This window comes from Rhizobium sp. RAF36 (assembly GCF_052114105.1).
Lineage (GTDB): Bacteria > Pseudomonadota > Alphaproteobacteria > Rhizobiales > Rhizobiaceae > Rhizobium.
In genome coordinates this window covers 251,248-265,751 of sequence record NZ_JBFREC010000005.1, presented here as the reverse complement: position 1 = coordinate 265,751, position 14,504 = coordinate 251,248, and the positions used below count along the sequence as shown (strand labels likewise).

At 61.2% G+C, this 14,504-nt stretch carries 16 protein-coding genes; 7 read left to right on the top strand and 9 right to left on the bottom strand.

Translation table 11 applies throughout. The annotated features are described in order from the left end of the window. The first annotated feature begins 154 nt into the window (after positions 1-154). Together AB4Z25_RS19350 and AB4Z25_RS19345 are read left to right on the top strand one after the other, a co-directional pair. Positions 155-844, top strand: coding sequence for a PDZ domain-containing protein (locus AB4Z25_RS19350; RefSeq protein WP_112537534.1), 690 nt, complete (start codon positions 155-157; stop codon positions 842-844). A 173-nt stretch (positions 845-1,017) separates the two neighbouring features. Continuing rightward, positions 1,018-1,653 carry a LysE family translocator gene (locus tag AB4Z25_RS19345; RefSeq protein ID WP_442208831.1) on the top strand — a complete coding sequence of 212 codons (636 nt, stop codon included), beginning with the start codon at positions 1,018-1,020 and terminating at the stop codon, positions 1,651-1,653. A 6-nt stretch (positions 1,654-1,659) separates the two neighbouring features. Here the strand turns inward: AB4Z25_RS19345 and alr are convergent, their stop codons facing one another. The 4 genes from alr to AB4Z25_RS19325 all read right to left on the bottom strand — a co-directional run bounded on the left by alr (position 1,660) and on the right by AB4Z25_RS19325 (position 5,122). Beyond that, the gene (gene alr / locus AB4Z25_RS19340; RefSeq protein WP_112537532.1) at positions 1,660-2,823 is read right to left on the bottom strand and encodes an alanine racemase; all 1,164 of its coding nucleotides are present in this window, start codon (positions 2,821-2,823) and stop codon (positions 1,660-1,662) included. 103 nt (positions 2,824-2,926) lie between these two features. Continuing rightward, positions 2,927-3,289, bottom strand: a complete 363-nt coding sequence (locus tag AB4Z25_RS19335; RefSeq protein WP_112390853.1) for an HVO_A0114 family putative DNA-binding protein — start codon at positions 3,287-3,289, stop codon at positions 2,927-2,929. Next, positions 3,286-3,543: a toxin-antitoxin system TumE family protein gene (locus AB4Z25_RS19330; RefSeq protein WP_442208830.1), complete on the bottom strand. Its 258-nt coding sequence runs from the start codon at positions 3,541-3,543 to the stop codon at positions 3,286-3,288. Before AB4Z25_RS19330 ends, AB4Z25_RS19335 begins: the two co-directional genes overlap by 4 nt. A gap of 82 nt (positions 3,544-3,625) precedes the next feature. Beyond that, on the bottom strand, positions 3,626-5,122 hold the full coding sequence (locus AB4Z25_RS19325) for a replicative DNA helicase (RefSeq protein WP_112517338.1): 1,497 nt from the start codon (positions 5,120-5,122) through the stop codon (positions 3,626-3,628). A gap of 323 nt (positions 5,123-5,445) precedes the next feature. On the opposite strand from AB4Z25_RS19325, the gene AB4Z25_RS19320 reads away from it, so the two are divergent. Genes AB4Z25_RS19320 through AB4Z25_RS19310 form a run of 3 tightly spaced genes read left to right on the top strand, consistent with a single transcriptional unit; the run spans position 5,446 to position 8,653 of the window. Further along, on the top strand, positions 5,446-5,889 hold the full coding sequence (locus AB4Z25_RS19320) for a MarR family transcriptional regulator (RefSeq protein WP_112537531.1): 444 nt from the start codon (positions 5,446-5,448) through the stop codon (positions 5,887-5,889). A 10-nt stretch (positions 5,890-5,899) separates the two neighbouring features. Continuing rightward, positions 5,900-7,570 (top strand): MFS transporter, encoded by a 1,671-nt coding sequence (locus tag AB4Z25_RS19315; RefSeq protein WP_112537530.1) that lies wholly within the window; start codon positions 5,900-5,902, stop codon positions 7,568-7,570. An 18-nt stretch (positions 7,571-7,588) separates the two neighbouring features. After that, a complete protein-coding gene (locus tag AB4Z25_RS19310; RefSeq protein WP_112537529.1) occupies positions 7,589-8,653 on the top strand; it encodes an HlyD family secretion protein in 1,065 nt (354 codons plus the stop codon). A 57-nt stretch (positions 8,654-8,710) separates the two neighbouring features. On the opposite strand, the gene rplI is transcribed toward AB4Z25_RS19310, so the two are convergent. From rplI to AB4Z25_RS19285, 5 genes are all read right to left on the bottom strand, one after another. Beyond that, a complete protein-coding gene (rplI, locus tag AB4Z25_RS19305; protein ID WP_112517079.1) occupies positions 8,711-9,289 on the bottom strand; it encodes a 50S ribosomal protein L9 in 579 nt (192 codons plus the stop codon). 15 nt (positions 9,290-9,304) lie between these two features. Continuing rightward, positions 9,305-10,288, bottom strand: a complete 984-nt coding sequence (locus tag AB4Z25_RS19300) for a DUF2232 domain-containing protein (RefSeq protein ID WP_112537528.1) — start codon at positions 10,286-10,288, stop codon at positions 9,305-9,307. A gap of 156 nt (positions 10,289-10,444) precedes the next feature. Beyond that, positions 10,445-10,693 (bottom strand): 30S ribosomal protein S18, encoded by a 249-nt coding sequence (gene rpsR / locus AB4Z25_RS19295; RefSeq protein WP_004680498.1) that lies wholly within the window; start codon positions 10,691-10,693, stop codon positions 10,445-10,447. A 12-nt stretch (positions 10,694-10,705) separates the two neighbouring features. After that, positions 10,706-11,164: a 30S ribosomal protein S6 gene (gene rpsF, locus AB4Z25_RS19290; protein ID WP_112390859.1), complete on the bottom strand. Its 459-nt coding sequence runs from the start codon at positions 11,162-11,164 to the stop codon at positions 10,706-10,708. 335 nt (positions 11,165-11,499) lie between these two features. Beyond that, on the bottom strand, positions 11,500-12,543 hold the full coding sequence (locus tag AB4Z25_RS19285) for an aldo/keto reductase (protein ID WP_112537527.1): 1,044 nt from the start codon (positions 12,541-12,543) through the stop codon (positions 11,500-11,502). A gap of 205 nt (positions 12,544-12,748) precedes the next feature. Here AB4Z25_RS19285 and fabD point away from each other — a divergent pair, with 205 nt between their 5' ends. Both fabD and fabG read left to right on the top strand, forming a co-directional pair. After that, the gene (gene fabD, locus AB4Z25_RS19280; protein ID WP_112537526.1) at positions 12,749-13,693 is read left to right on the top strand and encodes an ACP S-malonyltransferase; all 945 of its coding nucleotides are present in this window, start codon (positions 12,749-12,751) and stop codon (positions 13,691-13,693) included. A gap of 30 nt (positions 13,694-13,723) precedes the next feature. Next, positions 13,724-14,461, top strand: a complete 738-nt coding sequence (gene fabG / locus AB4Z25_RS19275; RefSeq protein WP_112390863.1) for a 3-oxoacyl-[acyl-carrier-protein] reductase — start codon at positions 13,724-13,726, stop codon at positions 14,459-14,461. Positions 14,462-14,504 lie beyond the last annotated feature (43 nt).

Genomic DNA, 14,504 nt, shown 5'->3' with positions numbered 1-14,504 from the left:
CAACAGGCGATAGGCGTGCGGTCAGAGCAGCACACGCGCATGCGACTTTAGTTTAATGATCTGCTGATCTATTGGCGAATTATTAAGCCGAGAGGGCCATTTATAGCACGCGGAGTCCGGCATCGGCCGGCTCGTGTCTATGGTGGAGATTGACTTGAAAAAATCATACCTTGCTGTTCGCGCGTTTGTCATTGCCGCGAACATCGCTTCGCCGCTCGCAATATATCCCGCAGCCGCTGCAACGCCCCCTGCAGACGGATTGCCGAAACCCTCGATCTCCAAGGCGCTTGATGCGCTTCTGCTGCCGGTCAACAAGGCCGTCGTCAAGAAGTTCAAGCTCGCCAAGGGAGAGCATGGCGTTCTGGTACTTTCCGTAAAGCCGGGCGGCGTTGCCGACAAGCAAGGGATCAAGCCGGGCGACGTTCTTTCCGAGGTTCATGGCCATAAGGTTCATAAGCCCGTCGATGTCGATGTCGCTGTCAGGCGCGATCTGAAGGCAGGCCATTCGGATGTCGCGCTTTCGCTGGAGCGCGGCGGCGCCGTGGTCGCGGTTGCCGCCGTCATCACGATGGAATCCTACAACGAGGCCGTATCGGTAACCGAAGTTTCCAGCTGGGAAAGCGATACTTCCGATGCGTCCTTCTCCTATTCGGAATATGTGTCCGAAGAATCGGAGACCATCGAGTCCTCCTACGAGAGTGAGGAGAGCGTTGTCGAAGAGGCGATGACACAGGAGGAATCGGCCACGGACGAAGAGTCCAGTGCAGATGAAGCCGACGACAGCGACGATAGTGCCGATGACGGAGACGGTGACGACGGAGATGGCGGCTCCGACGAAGAGTAATCCAAAACCGAATTTGGGGCGGCCGTGCACAAGCGCGGCCGCCTATTTAACACCGGCGGATCGGCCTTCAACGCGCTCCCTCAATTGAGGCCGCGGCACCAATCAAAACTAATGATTTTCCTATCATCGGCCGCGGTGGCAGGTTGCGATGCTCATTTCATGGAACATTGCTCGTGCTCGATTATTCGCTCGCCCATTGGATTACTTTCCTGACAGCCGCCGTTCTTTTGAACCTGTCGCCAGGACCGGATATGGCCTTCATCCTCGGCCATACGATCAAGAGCGGCACGCGCGCCGGTTTTTCTGCCGTCTTCGGCGTCTGGAGCGGGGCGTTCATGCATGTGCTGTTTGCCGCCTTCGGCCTGTCGGCGGTACTGGCCGCATCGGCCTTTGCCTTTTCCGCGGTCAAGTGGGTCGGCGTCGGCTATCTGGTCTGGCTCGGCATTCAGGCTCTGCGGTCGGGCGGCGAGGGGGGCTTCATCAAGGCGGCGGCGGAAACGATGGCCTGGCACCGGATCTACCGGCAGGGCGTGCTGGTCTCGCTGCTCAATCCGAAGGTGGCGATCTTCTTCCTCGCCTTCCTGCCGCAATTCGTCGTCGAAGGCGCTGGCCCGGTCTGGCTGCAGCTTGCCGTCCATGGCGTCCTGATCATTGCGGTGGCGATGCTCATCGAGCCGCCGCTGATCCTTGCAGGCGGAAAGCTCGCCGAACTCGTCAAGGGCAATCGCAAGATCGGCCTGTGGCTTGATCGCGGGCTCGGCGCGCTCTTGGTGGCGCTCGGCGTCCGCCTGGCGCTCACCACTCGCTAAGCGCGCCTATTCCTCGTCGGCGACGTATTTCCGTTCGTGGCGCAGGCCAACGCTGGTCAGCATCTCGTAGCCGATCGTGCCGGCGGCACGCGCCGCGTCATCGACGGGAATATTCTTGCCGAACAGCTCGATGTAGTCTCCGGCGCGGATCAGATTGTCCGGCAGGTCGGTGACGTCGAAGATCGTCAGGTCCATGGTGATCCGCCCGGCAACGGGCACCGTGTATCCCTCGAAGAAGCCCTGGCCGCCCTGTGGCAGCGCATTGCGCAGCGGCACGCCACCGCTCGACTGGCTGCGCATGTAGCCATCCGCATAACCGGCGGCGACGATCGCCAGCCGGCTGTCGCGGGTGAGTTTCAGCGCCCGCCCGTAGCTGACGCTCTCTCCGGCGCGCACGGTGCGCACCTGGATCACCCGCGCTTCGGCGGTGGCGACCGGACGCATCGGGTTTGCCATGCCGTTGACCGCCTCGCCGCCATAAAGCGCGATGCCGGGGCGGGTCAGGTCGAAGTGGTAGTTGTCGCCAAGGAAGATGCCGGCGGAAGCCGCCAGGCTTGAATCGATACCTTCATAGGCGGCGGTAACCTTGCGGAATGATTCAAGCTGCTGCTTGTTCATCGGCGAAAGCTGATCGTCGCCGCAGGCAAGATGGCTCATGACGAGGACGGGCGCAAAGCTTGCCGGACGCGACACGTCGTCGGCCAGCGCCAGGGCTTCATCGATATGGAGCCCAAGCCGGTTGAAGCCGGTATCGACATGCAGCGCGCAGGGATAATCGCCATACTCCGACAGCACCGCCATCCAGAAGGCGAGCTGCTCCTCGGAGGAGATCACGGGCACCAGATCGTTCTCGAAGAACCGCCGCTCGGTGCCCGGCCATATGCCGGAGAGCACGAAGATGCGCGCCTCCGGCGCATAAAGCCTGAGCGTCACCCCCTCATCGACGGTCGCCACGAAGAAGTCGCGCGCACCGGCCATGTAAAGCGTCTCACCGGCATCCTCGATCCCCATGCCGTAGGCGTCCGCCTTGACGACTGCCGATGCCCGCGCCTTTCCGGACCGTCGCGCCATGTCCCGCCAGTTCTGGGCAAGCGCGGAGAGATCCACCGTCAGCCGCAGACCGGCGGATTCAAAATGATCGTCTTCAAAGGCGTCGGAAATATCGGTCATCGCACACATCAAAAAGAAAGGCCGGAGAGGAGTCTCCGGCCAGTCTAAAGCGCATGACGTCAGAGGGGAAGCCCGTCGCTGCATTGCAGCAATGTCGTCCCCGTCAGGCGACGCTGCGTAGGTCGAAATCCGCGTGGATGACATCATAGGGTACATGGATGCGACCTTCGTCATTAAGTTCGACGAGACCCCACTCGATGAGAGGTGCGGTGTCGTCGTGAACCCGTTTGACATCGCGGGAGAGCGCGGAGGCGAGGGCGCGATAGGTTGAAGGTCCGAGTTTCTGCAGTGTCTCGATCAGCGTCCACCGCTTGGGCGTCAATACGCCGAACAACTGTTCAGGGGAGGCGAAGCTGAAGACATGTTCCTGTTCTTCGCCGGTCTCCCACGCGGCGGCAAATCCCTCCAGCGCATCGTGCAGAGCCGTTTCGTCGTTCCGTTGAATTCGGATGATGGCGGTGGTCATTGGCGGCGTTGCCTCCTGATCTCTACATCTCGAAGAAAGTCAGCAATCAGTTTCCTAATCGTGGTGAAGTCATAGGGCTCTTCGTGGTCTTTGAGATGCTTGTGGTCGCCTTTGCCTCTTTCGTTGTCGAAGCCGACGACACGTTTGCCCGGATATCCATAAAACAGGCTGTATTTGTAGCTATGCTGACTTCCCAGCAAAGGCTGAGGCAATTTCCAGATCACAATCTCGACGATTGCACCATCCGACAGCATCGTTTTCGAACGCCGAAGCAACTGAGCCCTCATGTTGGCGATTGTGCCAACATGAGGGCTCTGTGTCAAATTACGGCGAAGATCAATGCTCTTCGTATTGCGTGAACGACGGCTCGGCCAAGTCGGCGAAGCGGGTGAACTCCGACTGGAAGGCGAGCTTGACGGTGCCGGTCGGTCCGTGGCGCTGCTTGGCGATGATCACGTCGGCCGTGCCTTTGACCTTGTCGAACAGCGCTTCCCATTCCGCATATTTCGGATCGGCGGGATCGCGGGGCTCGAGGTTCTTCACGTAATATTCCTCGCGGAACACGAAGAGCACGACGTCCGCGTCCTGCTCGATCGAGCCCGATTCACGCAGGTCGGAGAGCTGCGGGCGTTTGTCGTCGCGGCTTTCGACCTGACGCGACAGCTGCGACAGCGCCACGATCGGAACGTTGAGTTCCTTGCCGAGCGCCTTGAGGCCTGTGGTGATCTGGGTGATTTCCTGAACGCGGTTTTCGCCCGACTTGCCGGAGCCGGTCATCAGCTGGATATAGTCCACCACCAGGCAATCGAGGCCGCGCTGGCGCTTCAGGCGGCGGGCGCGCGCCGAAAGCTGGGCGATCGAGATACCACCGGTCTGGTCGATATAGAGCGGCACCTTCTGCATCATCATCGAGCAGGCGACGAGCTTTTCGAAATCGGCGTCATTGATGTCGCCGCGGCGGATCTTCGAGGAGGAGACTTCCGTCTGCTCGGAGATGATACGCGTGGCCAGCTGTTCGGACGACATTTCGAGCGAGTAGAAGCCGACGACGCCGCCCTGTTTGGCCTTCATGCTGCCATCTGCCTGCACTTCGCCTTCATAGGCGGCGGCGATGTTGTAAGCGATGTTGGTGGCAAGTGAGGTCTTGCCCATGCCCGGGCGTCCGGCGAGCACGATCAAGTCGGAGCGCTGCAACCCGCCCATCTTGCCGTCGAGCGAGTGAATGCCGGTGGAGATGCCGGAGAGGCCGCCATCGCGCTCCTTGGCGACGGCGGCCATGTCGATCGCCAGCGCCACGGCGTCGTTGAACGACTGGAAGCCGCCGTCGTAGCGGCCGTTTTCGGCCAGTTCGAACAGCCGGCGCTCGGTGTCTTCGATCTGCGCCTGCGGCGGCATGTCGAGCGGCGCGTCATAGGCGATGTTGACGACATCCTCGCCGATGGTGATCAGCGCGCGGCGCAGCGCCAGGTCGTAGATGGCGCGGCCGTAGTCTTCGGCATTGATGATGGTGACGGCTTCGCGGGCGAGGCGGGCGAGATACTCGGAGACCGTCATGTCGCCGACCTTCTCGTCGGCCTTCAGGAAGGTCTTGATCGTCACCGGGTTTGCGATCTTGCCCATGCGGATGATGTCGCCCGCGACCTCGAAGATCTTCCGGTGCAGCGGCTCGTAGAGATGGATCGGCTTGAGGAAGTCGGACACCCGGTAATAGGCGTCGTTGTTCATCAGGATCGCACCCAGAAGCGCCTGCTCCGCCTCGATATTGTTGGGGGCTTCGCGGTAGTGCTGCTCGGCAGGAGCAACGGCTGCAATCTTTCGCGCTGCGTCGTTCATCGTCATCCGTTCTATCGTTTCTATCCCGGATTTGAAGACAGCCACCCGCAAATGCAAGTGCATGGCTGCAACAGCGCCCGCCGGTCGTCAAAATCCATTGCGCTTTGCACGTTGTTCGACTTGTCCACAGCGGCTTCGAGCCTGTGGACAAAATATGCTATCGTGTCACCCTGGGGACACGGCAGGAAGGCTGCGACTCAGGCGCCGATTCCATAGCGGTCATTTTACCCGCAAGCGCCTGAAGTTAGCACTTGAAAAAATACAAATTTTGATTTAGATAGCAGTAATATAATTAGTGCACTAACAAAAATGGACTGGAATCTATGGCGAATAAGCTGCTTGGCCGCGAACTGATTGAAGATATCGCTGCCTTCACCCGCAAGCTGAGAGCGACTTTCGATGCCAGGGTGAGGGAGCGCAACATGACGCTGCCACGCGCCCGGGTGTTCTTCAATCTCAACAAGAAGGACGGCATCAACCAGCGCGAGCTCGCCGACCGGCTGGAGCTGGAGACCCCGACGCTGGTGCGCATTCTCGATGCGATGGAAGGGCAGGGCTATGTCGAGCGACGCGTCGCCGGCTCGGATCGGCGCGCCAAGGAAATCTACATGACGGATTCCGGGCGGGTGGTTGCCGGCGAAGTCGAGGCGCTGGCCGAGGATATTCGCGGCCAGATCATCTCCGGTATTCCCGAAAGCGATCTCCGGACTACCTTGAATGTTATCCGCGCGATGCAGGCAAACCTGGCGGCCGTTCGCGGGCAATGAGGATGCTCGTATGAGCCTCGCCGAGACAGCCAACGACAATGCTGGGCCCGCCCGCAAGGGCGAGGAAGAGGCCGTTATGCCGCCGCCCGCAGCGCCTGTACTGCCGGCGCCGCTGGCCCGCTGGAAGGTGCCGCTCTACATGGCCTCATCGGTGCTGTTCTTCCTGACCCAGGGGTTGGGGATGAACCTGCTGACGGCCAATATCTATCAGCTGCAGGGCTCGTTCTCGGCGACCACGATCGAAGTGTCCTGGCTTTCCGCCGCCTATATGGCGCCCTATGCCAGCCTCGCCATCGCGCTCTTCAAGATCCGCACGCAATATGGCCTGCGCCGCTTCGCGGAATTCAGCATCATCTGCTTCCTCTTCGCCTCGATGATGAACCTGCTGATCACCGATCTGCATTCGGCAATCGTCGTGCGCGCTATCAGCGGCATGGCGGCCGCTCCGCTCTCGACGCTCGGCTTCCTCTATATGCTGGAAGCCTTCCCGCCGGAGAAGAAGCTTTCGGTGGGGCTTAGCCTTGCCTTGATGAACACGCTGTTTGCCGCGCCGATCGCCCGCATCATCTCTCCCTCGCTGCTCGATCTCGGCGGCTACAGCGCTCTCTACACGTTCGAGATGGGACTGGCGCTGATTGCGCTGCCGGTCATCTACCTGCTGCCGCTGACGGCGCCGCCGCGCGCCAATGTCATCCAGCGGCTCGATATCCTGAGCTATCTGCTGCTCGCCGTCAGCTTCGGCTGCCTCGCCGTCGTGCTCACGCTCGGGCGGCTCTACTGGTGGTTCGAAGTGCCCTGGCTCGGCGTCGTGCTGGCTGTCTCGATCGGAGCCCTGACGCTGATGTTCCTGATCGAGCTGCCGCGCGCCAATCCGATGATCGATCTGCGTTGGGTTCTGTCAGGCCCGAACCTGCGTATGGCAGGCCTATTGCTGCTCTTCCGCTTCGTCTCCTCGGAGCAATCGACGACGGCGGCGAATTTCTATCAGCAGCTCGGCCTGCTCAACGACCAGACGATCCACCTCTACGGGATCATCCTCTTGTCGTCGCTCGCAGGCGGGCTCTTCTGCGCCTATCTGATGGTGACGCGCTATGTCGAGACCGCCCATGTGCTGGCGCTGATCCTGATCGCTGCTGGTGCCTATATCGACAGTCAGTCGACCAGCCTGACACGCCCGCCGGAAATGTATCTGAGCCAGGCGATGGTCGCTGCCGGTGCCGCGATGTTCCTGCCGCCGGTGATGTCCAAGGGCTTTGCCGCCGTGCTCGCCAAGGGCATGCCCTATATCGTCAACTTCCTGGTGATCTTCCTGTTCACCCAGTCGATCGGCTCGCTCTTTGCTTCATCGGTGCTCGGCACCTTCGTGGTCATCCGCGAGAAGTTTCATTCGAACGTTCTCGTCGAGCATATTCTGCTCACCGATCCGATCGTCGCCCAGCGGGTATCACAGCTTTCGGCGGCCTACGGCAAGGTCATCACCGACAAGACGCTGCTGAATGCCGAGGGCCTCTCGCTGCTTGGCCAGCAGGTAACGAGGGAAGCCTATGTGCTTGCCTATAACGACGCCTTCTACATGATCTTCCTGTCCTGCCTGGCAGGTCTCGTCGTCCTTCTTCTTCATCTCGCATGGAAGCGCCGGCCCTGGCAGAACGGGCCGGAGGCAGCCCTTGCGCAATCCTGAGCCAGAGGCCCCGTCCGCATGTTCAAGTCCCTCCGCTCGCCCACCTCGCTAGTCGTGCTGATCGCCGGCGCCGCCGGTATTCTGCTGGTACTCTATGCCTGGCGCCTGCCGCCCTTCGTCACCTCGGTGGAGACGACAGACAACGCCTACGTCCGCGGCTACGTCACGCTGATGAGCCCGCAGGTCAGCGGCTACGTCGTCGACGTCCCGGTCAAAGACTACGAGCACGTCAAGCAGGGGCAGGTCCTCGCCAAGATCGACGACCGCATCTATGCGCAGAAGCTGGCCCAGTCGCGCGCCGCACTCGACGGCCAGAAGGCCTCGCTCGCCAATTCGCATCAGCAGGAACTCTCCGCGCAGGCGACGATTGCCTCCAGCCAGGCGCAGATCGACAGCGCCAACGCGGCGCTGAAACGCGCTCAGCTCGCCTGGGATCGCGTCGACAATCTCAGCAATCGCGGCATCGCCTCGGCCAGCGAATCCGAAGCCGCCCAGGCAACCCTCGATCAGGCGAAGGCTGCGCTCAATCAGGCGCAGGCGGCCCTCGAAGTCTCCAGGCAGAGCCTGGCGACGATCATCGTCAACCGCGCGTCTCTGGAAGCCAATGTCGCAGGCGCCGAGGCAGCGGTTCAGCTTGCCGAGATCGACCTGCAGAACACGTCGATCGTTGCGCCGCGAGATGGCCATCTCGGAGAGGTCGGCGTGCGTATCGGCCAGTACGTGACGTCAGGCACGCAGCTGATGGCGGTTGTCCCCGAAGATGTCTGGGTGATCGCCAATTTCAAGGAAACCCAGCTCGATGGCATGCAGGTCGGCCAGCCGGTATCCGTCTCGGTTGATGCACTCGGCCACCACCGCCTGACCGGCCGCGTCGAGCGCTTCTCGCCGGCAGCCGGTTCCGAATTCGCCGTCATCAAGCCGGACAACGCCACCGGCAATTTCACCAAGGTTGCCCAGCGCGTCGGCGTCCGCATCAGCATCGACCCCGGCCAGGAGCTGGCAAAGGATCTGGCACCCGGCCTCTCGGTGGAGGTGCGCATCGACAAGAGCGCAGCACCGCTGAAGAGTGTTGCGGAGAATTAGAAACGAAAAAGCCCGGCGCAAGGCCGGGCTTTCCGTATCAGCAGATGAATGCAAAGCTTATGCTTCGTCTTCGTCAACGCCGTCAGCTTCCGGATCGAAGAAGTCTTCCGGACGCAGTGCGTCTTCGTCAACGCCGTAGATCGCGTCGACCGAGGTCAGGGTCTCGCCCTTGAGCTGGCGTTCGGCTTCTTCGGCAGAACGGGCAACGTTGAGTTCGACGTGGATTTCGACTTCGGCGTGAAGCTGGATAGCAACCTTGTGCAAGCCGATTGCCTTGATCGGCGTGTTCAGGTGAACCTGGTTACGGCCGATGTTGAAGCCTTCGGCAGCCAGGATTTCGACGACGTCGCGAGCAGCGACCGAGCCGTACATCTGGCCGGTTTCGCCAGCCGAACGGACGACGATGAAGGACTTGCCGTCGAGAACGTCGGCAACTTTCTGGGCTTCCGACTTGCGCTCGAGGTTACGGGCTTCGAGCGTTGCACGCTCGGCTTCGAAACGCTTGCGGTTAGCTTCGTTGGCGCGCAGCGCCTTGCCGAGCGGCAGCAGGTAGTTACGGGCAAAGCCGTCGCGAACCTTTACGGTTTCGCCCATCTGGCCGAGCTTGGAGATGCGTTCGAGAAGAATGACGTCCATGTTAGAGTTCCTTTCTTAGATGTTCGAATCTGTTGGTTTAGGGGCATCACCATCCTTGTTGGGGGTCAGTGCGATCGCTTTGCGCGTATCGGACAGACCAACGACCAGGATGAAAAAGGCTGGCAGCATCAGGAGAAGCGATGCCAGGTAGCAAAGGATCAGCGCCGGCAGGCGCCAGTCCTTGCCGCGCGTGCGGAAATGCAGCGAGGCGAAGCCGGAGAGCAGGAAGCCCGCACCGAACGTGCCGACGACGGTTGCTCCGATCATCGCCGGAACGCCGCCGAAGAAGGTGGCGGCCAGACCGGCGAGGAAGATGAAGATCGAATTGCGGTTCATGCGCAGCGCCGACGGAATGTCCTCGCGCGGACGAAGCGCACGGCCGGAGGCATTCACGATCCGCGTGGCGATGTAATAGGCCGCAAACAGCAGAACCACCCACATCGAGCCCTGGATGGCAGGCAGCATCAGCACCAGCAGCGACTTGGTCTGCGCCGCCGCCGCCGCGTCGATGTTCAGCTCCGGCTGCTGCTGGGCAAAGGAGGTGAACAGCGTATCGACCATCTGGCTGACGAGATCCGGGCCGTAGCCGATCATGAAGCCGGTGACGATGACCGCAAGCGTCACCAGGCCGCAGAGATGCAGCAGGATGTCGGAGAGCGGGTACCAGGCCATCAGATTGTCGGGGCCGCCGAGTTCGGAGGCCGGACGCGCCAGATTGGCGAGGTGGCTGATCCAGCCGGCCGGCAGCAGCGTCACCAGCGTCATCATCAGCGCGAAGGTCGGCGAGATGGCTACGGCGCCGAGAACACCGGCGGTCACGACGGCGGAGATAGCGGCGGCATTGCCCCAGCCGAGGCCGACGAGAAGAATGGGCAGCGCGGAAGCGGCGTAAAGCACGGCGCTGAACGACAATTGAACGCTCGCGCCGAGCACCAGCAGTGCGGCGGTCAAACCGGCGAGGGCGCCGATCAATAGCGTTTTAGAGTTCAGTTTGTTCACGATCGCTGTCCTGCTTTATCAAGCAGTTAGAGGGATTTTTCTGAATCGGTTTCAGAAAGACCTCAACATGGGTTTTAAGAGTTCCGATCCGCGCCCATCGCGAAAGGGAGCAGGGAAGGCAGTTCTGCCTTCCCTCAATTCGTTTGCGTCAGCCGATTAGGCGACGACGTACGGCAGCAGGCCGAGGAAGCGGGCGCGCTTGATCGCCTGAGCGAGTTCGCGCTGCTTCTTCTGGGAAACAGCCGTGATACGGGAAGGAACAATCTTGCCGCGCTCGGAAATGTAGCGCTGCAGGAGACGAACGTCCTTGTAGTCGATGCGCGGAGCGTTTGCACCAGAGAAGGGGCAAGTCTTGCGACGACGATGGAACGGGCGACGAACCGGTGCGGAGGAAGCTTCAGACATTATCAGGTCTCCTTAAGCGCGGTCTTCGCGGGGAGCGCGGTCCGGACGCGGGCCACGCTGGAAGTCGCCGTCACGGCGCGGCGGACGATCGCCGAAGTCGCGGCGCGGGCCACGGTCGCCGCCTTCACGCGGGCCACGGTCGTCGCGGTCGCGCTTCTGCATCATGGCAGACGGGCCTTCTTCGTGCTTTTCAACAGCGATCGTCATGTAGCGCAGGACGTCTTCGCTGATGCGCATCTGACGTTCCATTTCCTGCACGGCAGCAGCCGGGGCGTCGATGTCGACGAGAACGTAATGAGCCTTGCGGTTCTTCTTGATGCGGTAGGTCAGGGACTTGAGGCCCCAGTTTTCGACGCGCCCGACTTTACCACCGTTAGCTTCGAGGACACCCTTGTACTGTTCTACGAGGGCGTCGACCTGCTGAGCGGAAATATCCTGCCGGGCAAGGAATACATGTTCATAAAGAGCCATGACAGCTTTGCCTTTCTTGCGTTTGTTTCAACCCGAACTTCGGCGGCTAAGCCTCAACGACTGCTCCTGATGGGCGAACCCAGGCAAGAAAAGCGTTTCCGAGACGGTCGAGAGCGGAGACACGGGAGGCTGGAACGCTTCCGTTCCGACGATTCCCTCGCGGAAACCGGCCCTCCGTTCAGCCACCAGCCAGAAGACCGGGTTTGCGAACAGGGGCGCTTATACGGGTTTTTCGGGAGAAGGCAAGGGTAACAGGTGAATTAACGAGTAAAGCCCGGATGGCAGCTCTACCAAAGAGAAGAGCCGCGCAAGGATTGCGCGGCTCGCTTCTTTTCTTACAGCGGCATCGGATACTGCCGGTGCACCTTCTCGATCTCGTCCAGGACCTCATGCGAGAGCTTCACGTCGGTGGCGCCGATATCGATCTTCAGCTGGTCCATCGTCGTCGCGCCGATGATAACCGAGGCCATGAAGCGGCGGGTGAGGCAGAAGGCGAGCGCCATGGCCGACGGGTCGAGGCCGTGCTTGGCGGCGATCCCGAGATAGGCCTTGGTCGGCGCTTCCTGCAGCGGCTGCAGGCGGCCGCCGAGGTCGCCGTTGATCGAAGCGCGCGATCCCGCGGGCTTTTCGCCGTTTTGGTACTTGCCGGAAAGAATGCCGGCGGCGAGTGGCGAATAGGCGAGCAGGCCGACGTCTTCGTGATGCGACAGCTCGGCCAGATCCAGATCGAAATGGCGATAGAGCAGGTTGTATTCGTTCTGGACGCTGGCGACGCGCGGCAGGCCCTTCTGCTCCGAGAGCGTCAGATATTTCTGGATACCCCAGGTCGTCTCGTTGGAAAGGCCGATCGCGCGCACCTTGCCGTCCTTCACCAGTGTGCCCGCCGTCTCCAGAATCTCAAGAATATTGGCGGCAGCCTTGGCGCGGTCCTGCTTGAAGGGATCGTAGTGCCAGTTCTGGCGGAAGTGGAAATGGCCGCGGTTCGGCCAGTGGATCTGGTAGAGGTCGATATAGTCGGTCTTCAGCCGCTTGAGGCTGGCTTCGACGGCGAGCGTCATGTTCTTGGCATCTGCGCCTTCGCCGCCGCGGATATAGGAGCGGCCATGACCGGCAACCTTGGTGGCGAGAACCACGTCCTTGCGCTTGCCGGTCTTTTCGAACCAGCTGCCGATAAATTGCTCGGTGTGGCCGTATGTTTCGGCCGAAAGCGGCGTCGTCGGGTAGAGTTCGGCCGTATCGAAGAAGTTTACGCCTTTTTCGACAGCGTAATTCATCTGCTCATGAGCTTCTTCTTCGCTGTTCTGCGTGCCCCAGGTCATGGTGCCCAGGCAGATTTGCGAGACGGAAATGCCGGTACGGCCTAATGTATTGAACTTCATCGGAAAACCTTGAAAGCAGTGAGAGTGGGATACTCTACGGGAGGGCGGCGCAAATTTAGGCGGGAATCGAGCGAGCGCAAGTGCAAAAAGCCCGGTTTCTCGCACCTGCAAAAGGCTCTGGAGACCGCGAACGAGCTATTGACTCCTCAGGAAAGAACGTCAATTGGAGGCGAAATCGCCCAAATGACATAATAGGGATATTGAAATGACGGTCGCTTTTACATTTCCGGGCCAAGGCAGCCAGGCTGTCGGCATGGGCAAGGAGCTTTCCGAAAACTTCGCCGAAGCCCGTGCGGTATTCGATGAAGTCGACGAGGCGCTCGGCGAGAAGCTGTCGTCCATCATGTTCGAAGGTCCCGAAGAGACGCTGACGCTGACGGCAAACGCCCAGCCGGCGCTGATGGCCGTCTCCATGGCTGTGATCCGCGTGCTGCAGGCCAAGGGCCTCGATCTTAAGTCGAAGGTTTCCTATGTCGCCGGTCACTCGCTCGGCGAATATTCCGCTCTCTGTGCCGCTGGCACGTTCTCGCTGGCCGATACCGCGCGCCTGTTGCGCATCCGCGGCAATGCCATGCAGGCCGCCGTGCCCGTCGGCGTCGGTGCCATGGCGGCGATCATCGGTCTGGAACATGCCGATGTGATCGCCGTTTGCGAAGAAGCCTCGGGCCTCGGTTCGGTGCAGATCGCCAACGACAATGGCGGCGGCCAGCTGGTGATTTCAGGTGAGAAGGCGCCCGTCGAAAAGGCGGCAGCGCTCGCGACCGAAAAGGGCGCCAAGCGCGCCATCCTGTTGCCGGTCTCTGCTCCTTTCCATTCGACGCTGATGGCACCGGCCGCCGACGCGATGCGCGAGGCGCTTGCCGGCGTTTCGAAATCCGATCCTATCGTGCCTGTTATCGCCAATGTGCGCGCAGCACCGGTGACCAATGCCGATGAGATCGCCAAGCTGCTCGTCGAGCAGGTCACTGGCCAGGTCCGCTGGCGCGAAACGGTGGAATGGTTTGCCGCCAACAATGTCACGACGCTCTATGAACTCGGCTCCGGCAAGGTGCTGACAGGTCTGGCGCGCCGCATCGACAAGACGGTCAATGGCATCGCAGTCAATTCGGCCGCCGATATCGACGCGGCCATCGCCGCCCTCATGGCCTGATCGGCCCCACCAGACATAAGGAACGCCCCCATGCTCGATCTTACCGGCCGTAAGGCTCTCGTCACAGGCGCATCCGGCGGCATCGGCGAGGAAATCGCCCGCCTCCTTCACAAGCAGGGTGCCATCGTCGGCCTGCACGGCACGCGCGTCGAGAAGCTTGAAGCGCTGGCAGCCGATCTCGGCGATCGGGTCAAGATCTTCCCGGCAAACCTGTCGAACCGCGACGAAGTCAAGGCGCTTGGCGCCAAGGCGGAAGAAGAGCTCGGCGGCGTCGATATTCTCGTCAATAATGCCGGCATCACCAAGGACGGTCTCTTCGTGCGTATGAGCGATGAGGACTGGGACAGCGTCATCCAGGTCAACCTGACCTCGACCTTCCTGCTGACCCGCGAGCTGACGCATCCGATGATGCGCCGCCGCTTCGGCCGCATCATCAACATCACCTCGATCGTCGGGGTGACAGGCAATCCGGGCCAGGCCAACTACTGCGCCTCCAAGGCCGGCATGGTCGGCTTCACCAAGTCGCTCGCGCAGGAAATCGCCACCCGCAACGTCACCGTCAACTGCGTTGCGCCGGGCTTCATCGAAAGCGCCATGACCGGCAAGCTGAACGACAAGCAGAAGGACGCGATCATGGGCGCGATCCCGATGAAGCGCATGGGTACGGGCGCCGAAGTCGCCTCCGCCGTCGCCTATCTCGCCTCCAACGAAGCGGGCTACATGACGGGCCAGACGCTGCACGTAAACGGCGGCATGGCCATGATCTGAAACGGGAAACCGGCCCTCCCGGCGTTTTTCACGTCAATAGCGT

Coding starts and splice junctions, on each gene's coding strand:
- AB4Z25_RS19285 (WP_112537527.1), bottom strand. CDS start 12,543: ATGAAGTTCAATACATTAGGCCGTACCGGCATTTCCGTCTCGCAAATC.
- AB4Z25_RS19325 (WP_112517338.1), bottom strand. CDS start 5,122: ATGAACGACGCAGCGCGAAAGATTGCAGCCGTTGCTCCTGCCGAGCAG.
- AB4Z25_RS19310 (WP_112537529.1), top strand. CDS start 7,589: ATGTTCAAGTCCCTCCGCTCGCCCACCTCGCTAGTCGTGCTGATCGCC.
- rpsR (WP_004680498.1), bottom strand. CDS start 10,693: ATGTCTGAAGCTTCCTCCGCACCGGTTCGTCGCCCGTTCCATCGTCGT.
- alr (WP_112537532.1), bottom strand. CDS start 2,823: ATGACCGATATTTCCGACGCCTTTGAAGACGATCATTTTGAATCCGCC.
- fabG (WP_112390863.1), top strand. CDS start 13,724: ATGCTCGATCTTACCGGCCGTAAGGCTCTCGTCACAGGCGCATCCGGC.
- rpsF (WP_112390859.1), bottom strand. CDS start 11,164: ATGGCTCTTTATGAACATGTATTCCTTGCCCGGCAGGATATTTCCGCT.
- AB4Z25_RS19330 (WP_442208830.1), bottom strand. CDS start 3,543: ATGCTGTCGGATGGTGCAATCGTCGAGATTGTGATCTGGAAATTGCCT.
- fabD (WP_112537526.1), top strand. CDS start 12,749: ATGACGGTCGCTTTTACATTTCCGGGCCAAGGCAGCCAGGCTGTCGGC.
- rplI (WP_112517079.1), bottom strand. CDS start 9,289: ATGGACGTCATTCTTCTCGAACGCATCTCCAAGCTCGGCCAGATGGGC.
- AB4Z25_RS19335 (WP_112390853.1), bottom strand. CDS start 3,289: ATGACCACCGCCATCATCCGAATTCAACGGAACGACGAAACGGCTCTG.
- AB4Z25_RS19315 (WP_112537530.1), top strand. CDS start 5,900: ATGAGCCTCGCCGAGACAGCCAACGACAATGCTGGGCCCGCCCGCAAG.
- AB4Z25_RS19320 (WP_112537531.1), top strand. CDS start 5,446: ATGGCGAATAAGCTGCTTGGCCGCGAACTGATTGAAGATATCGCTGCC.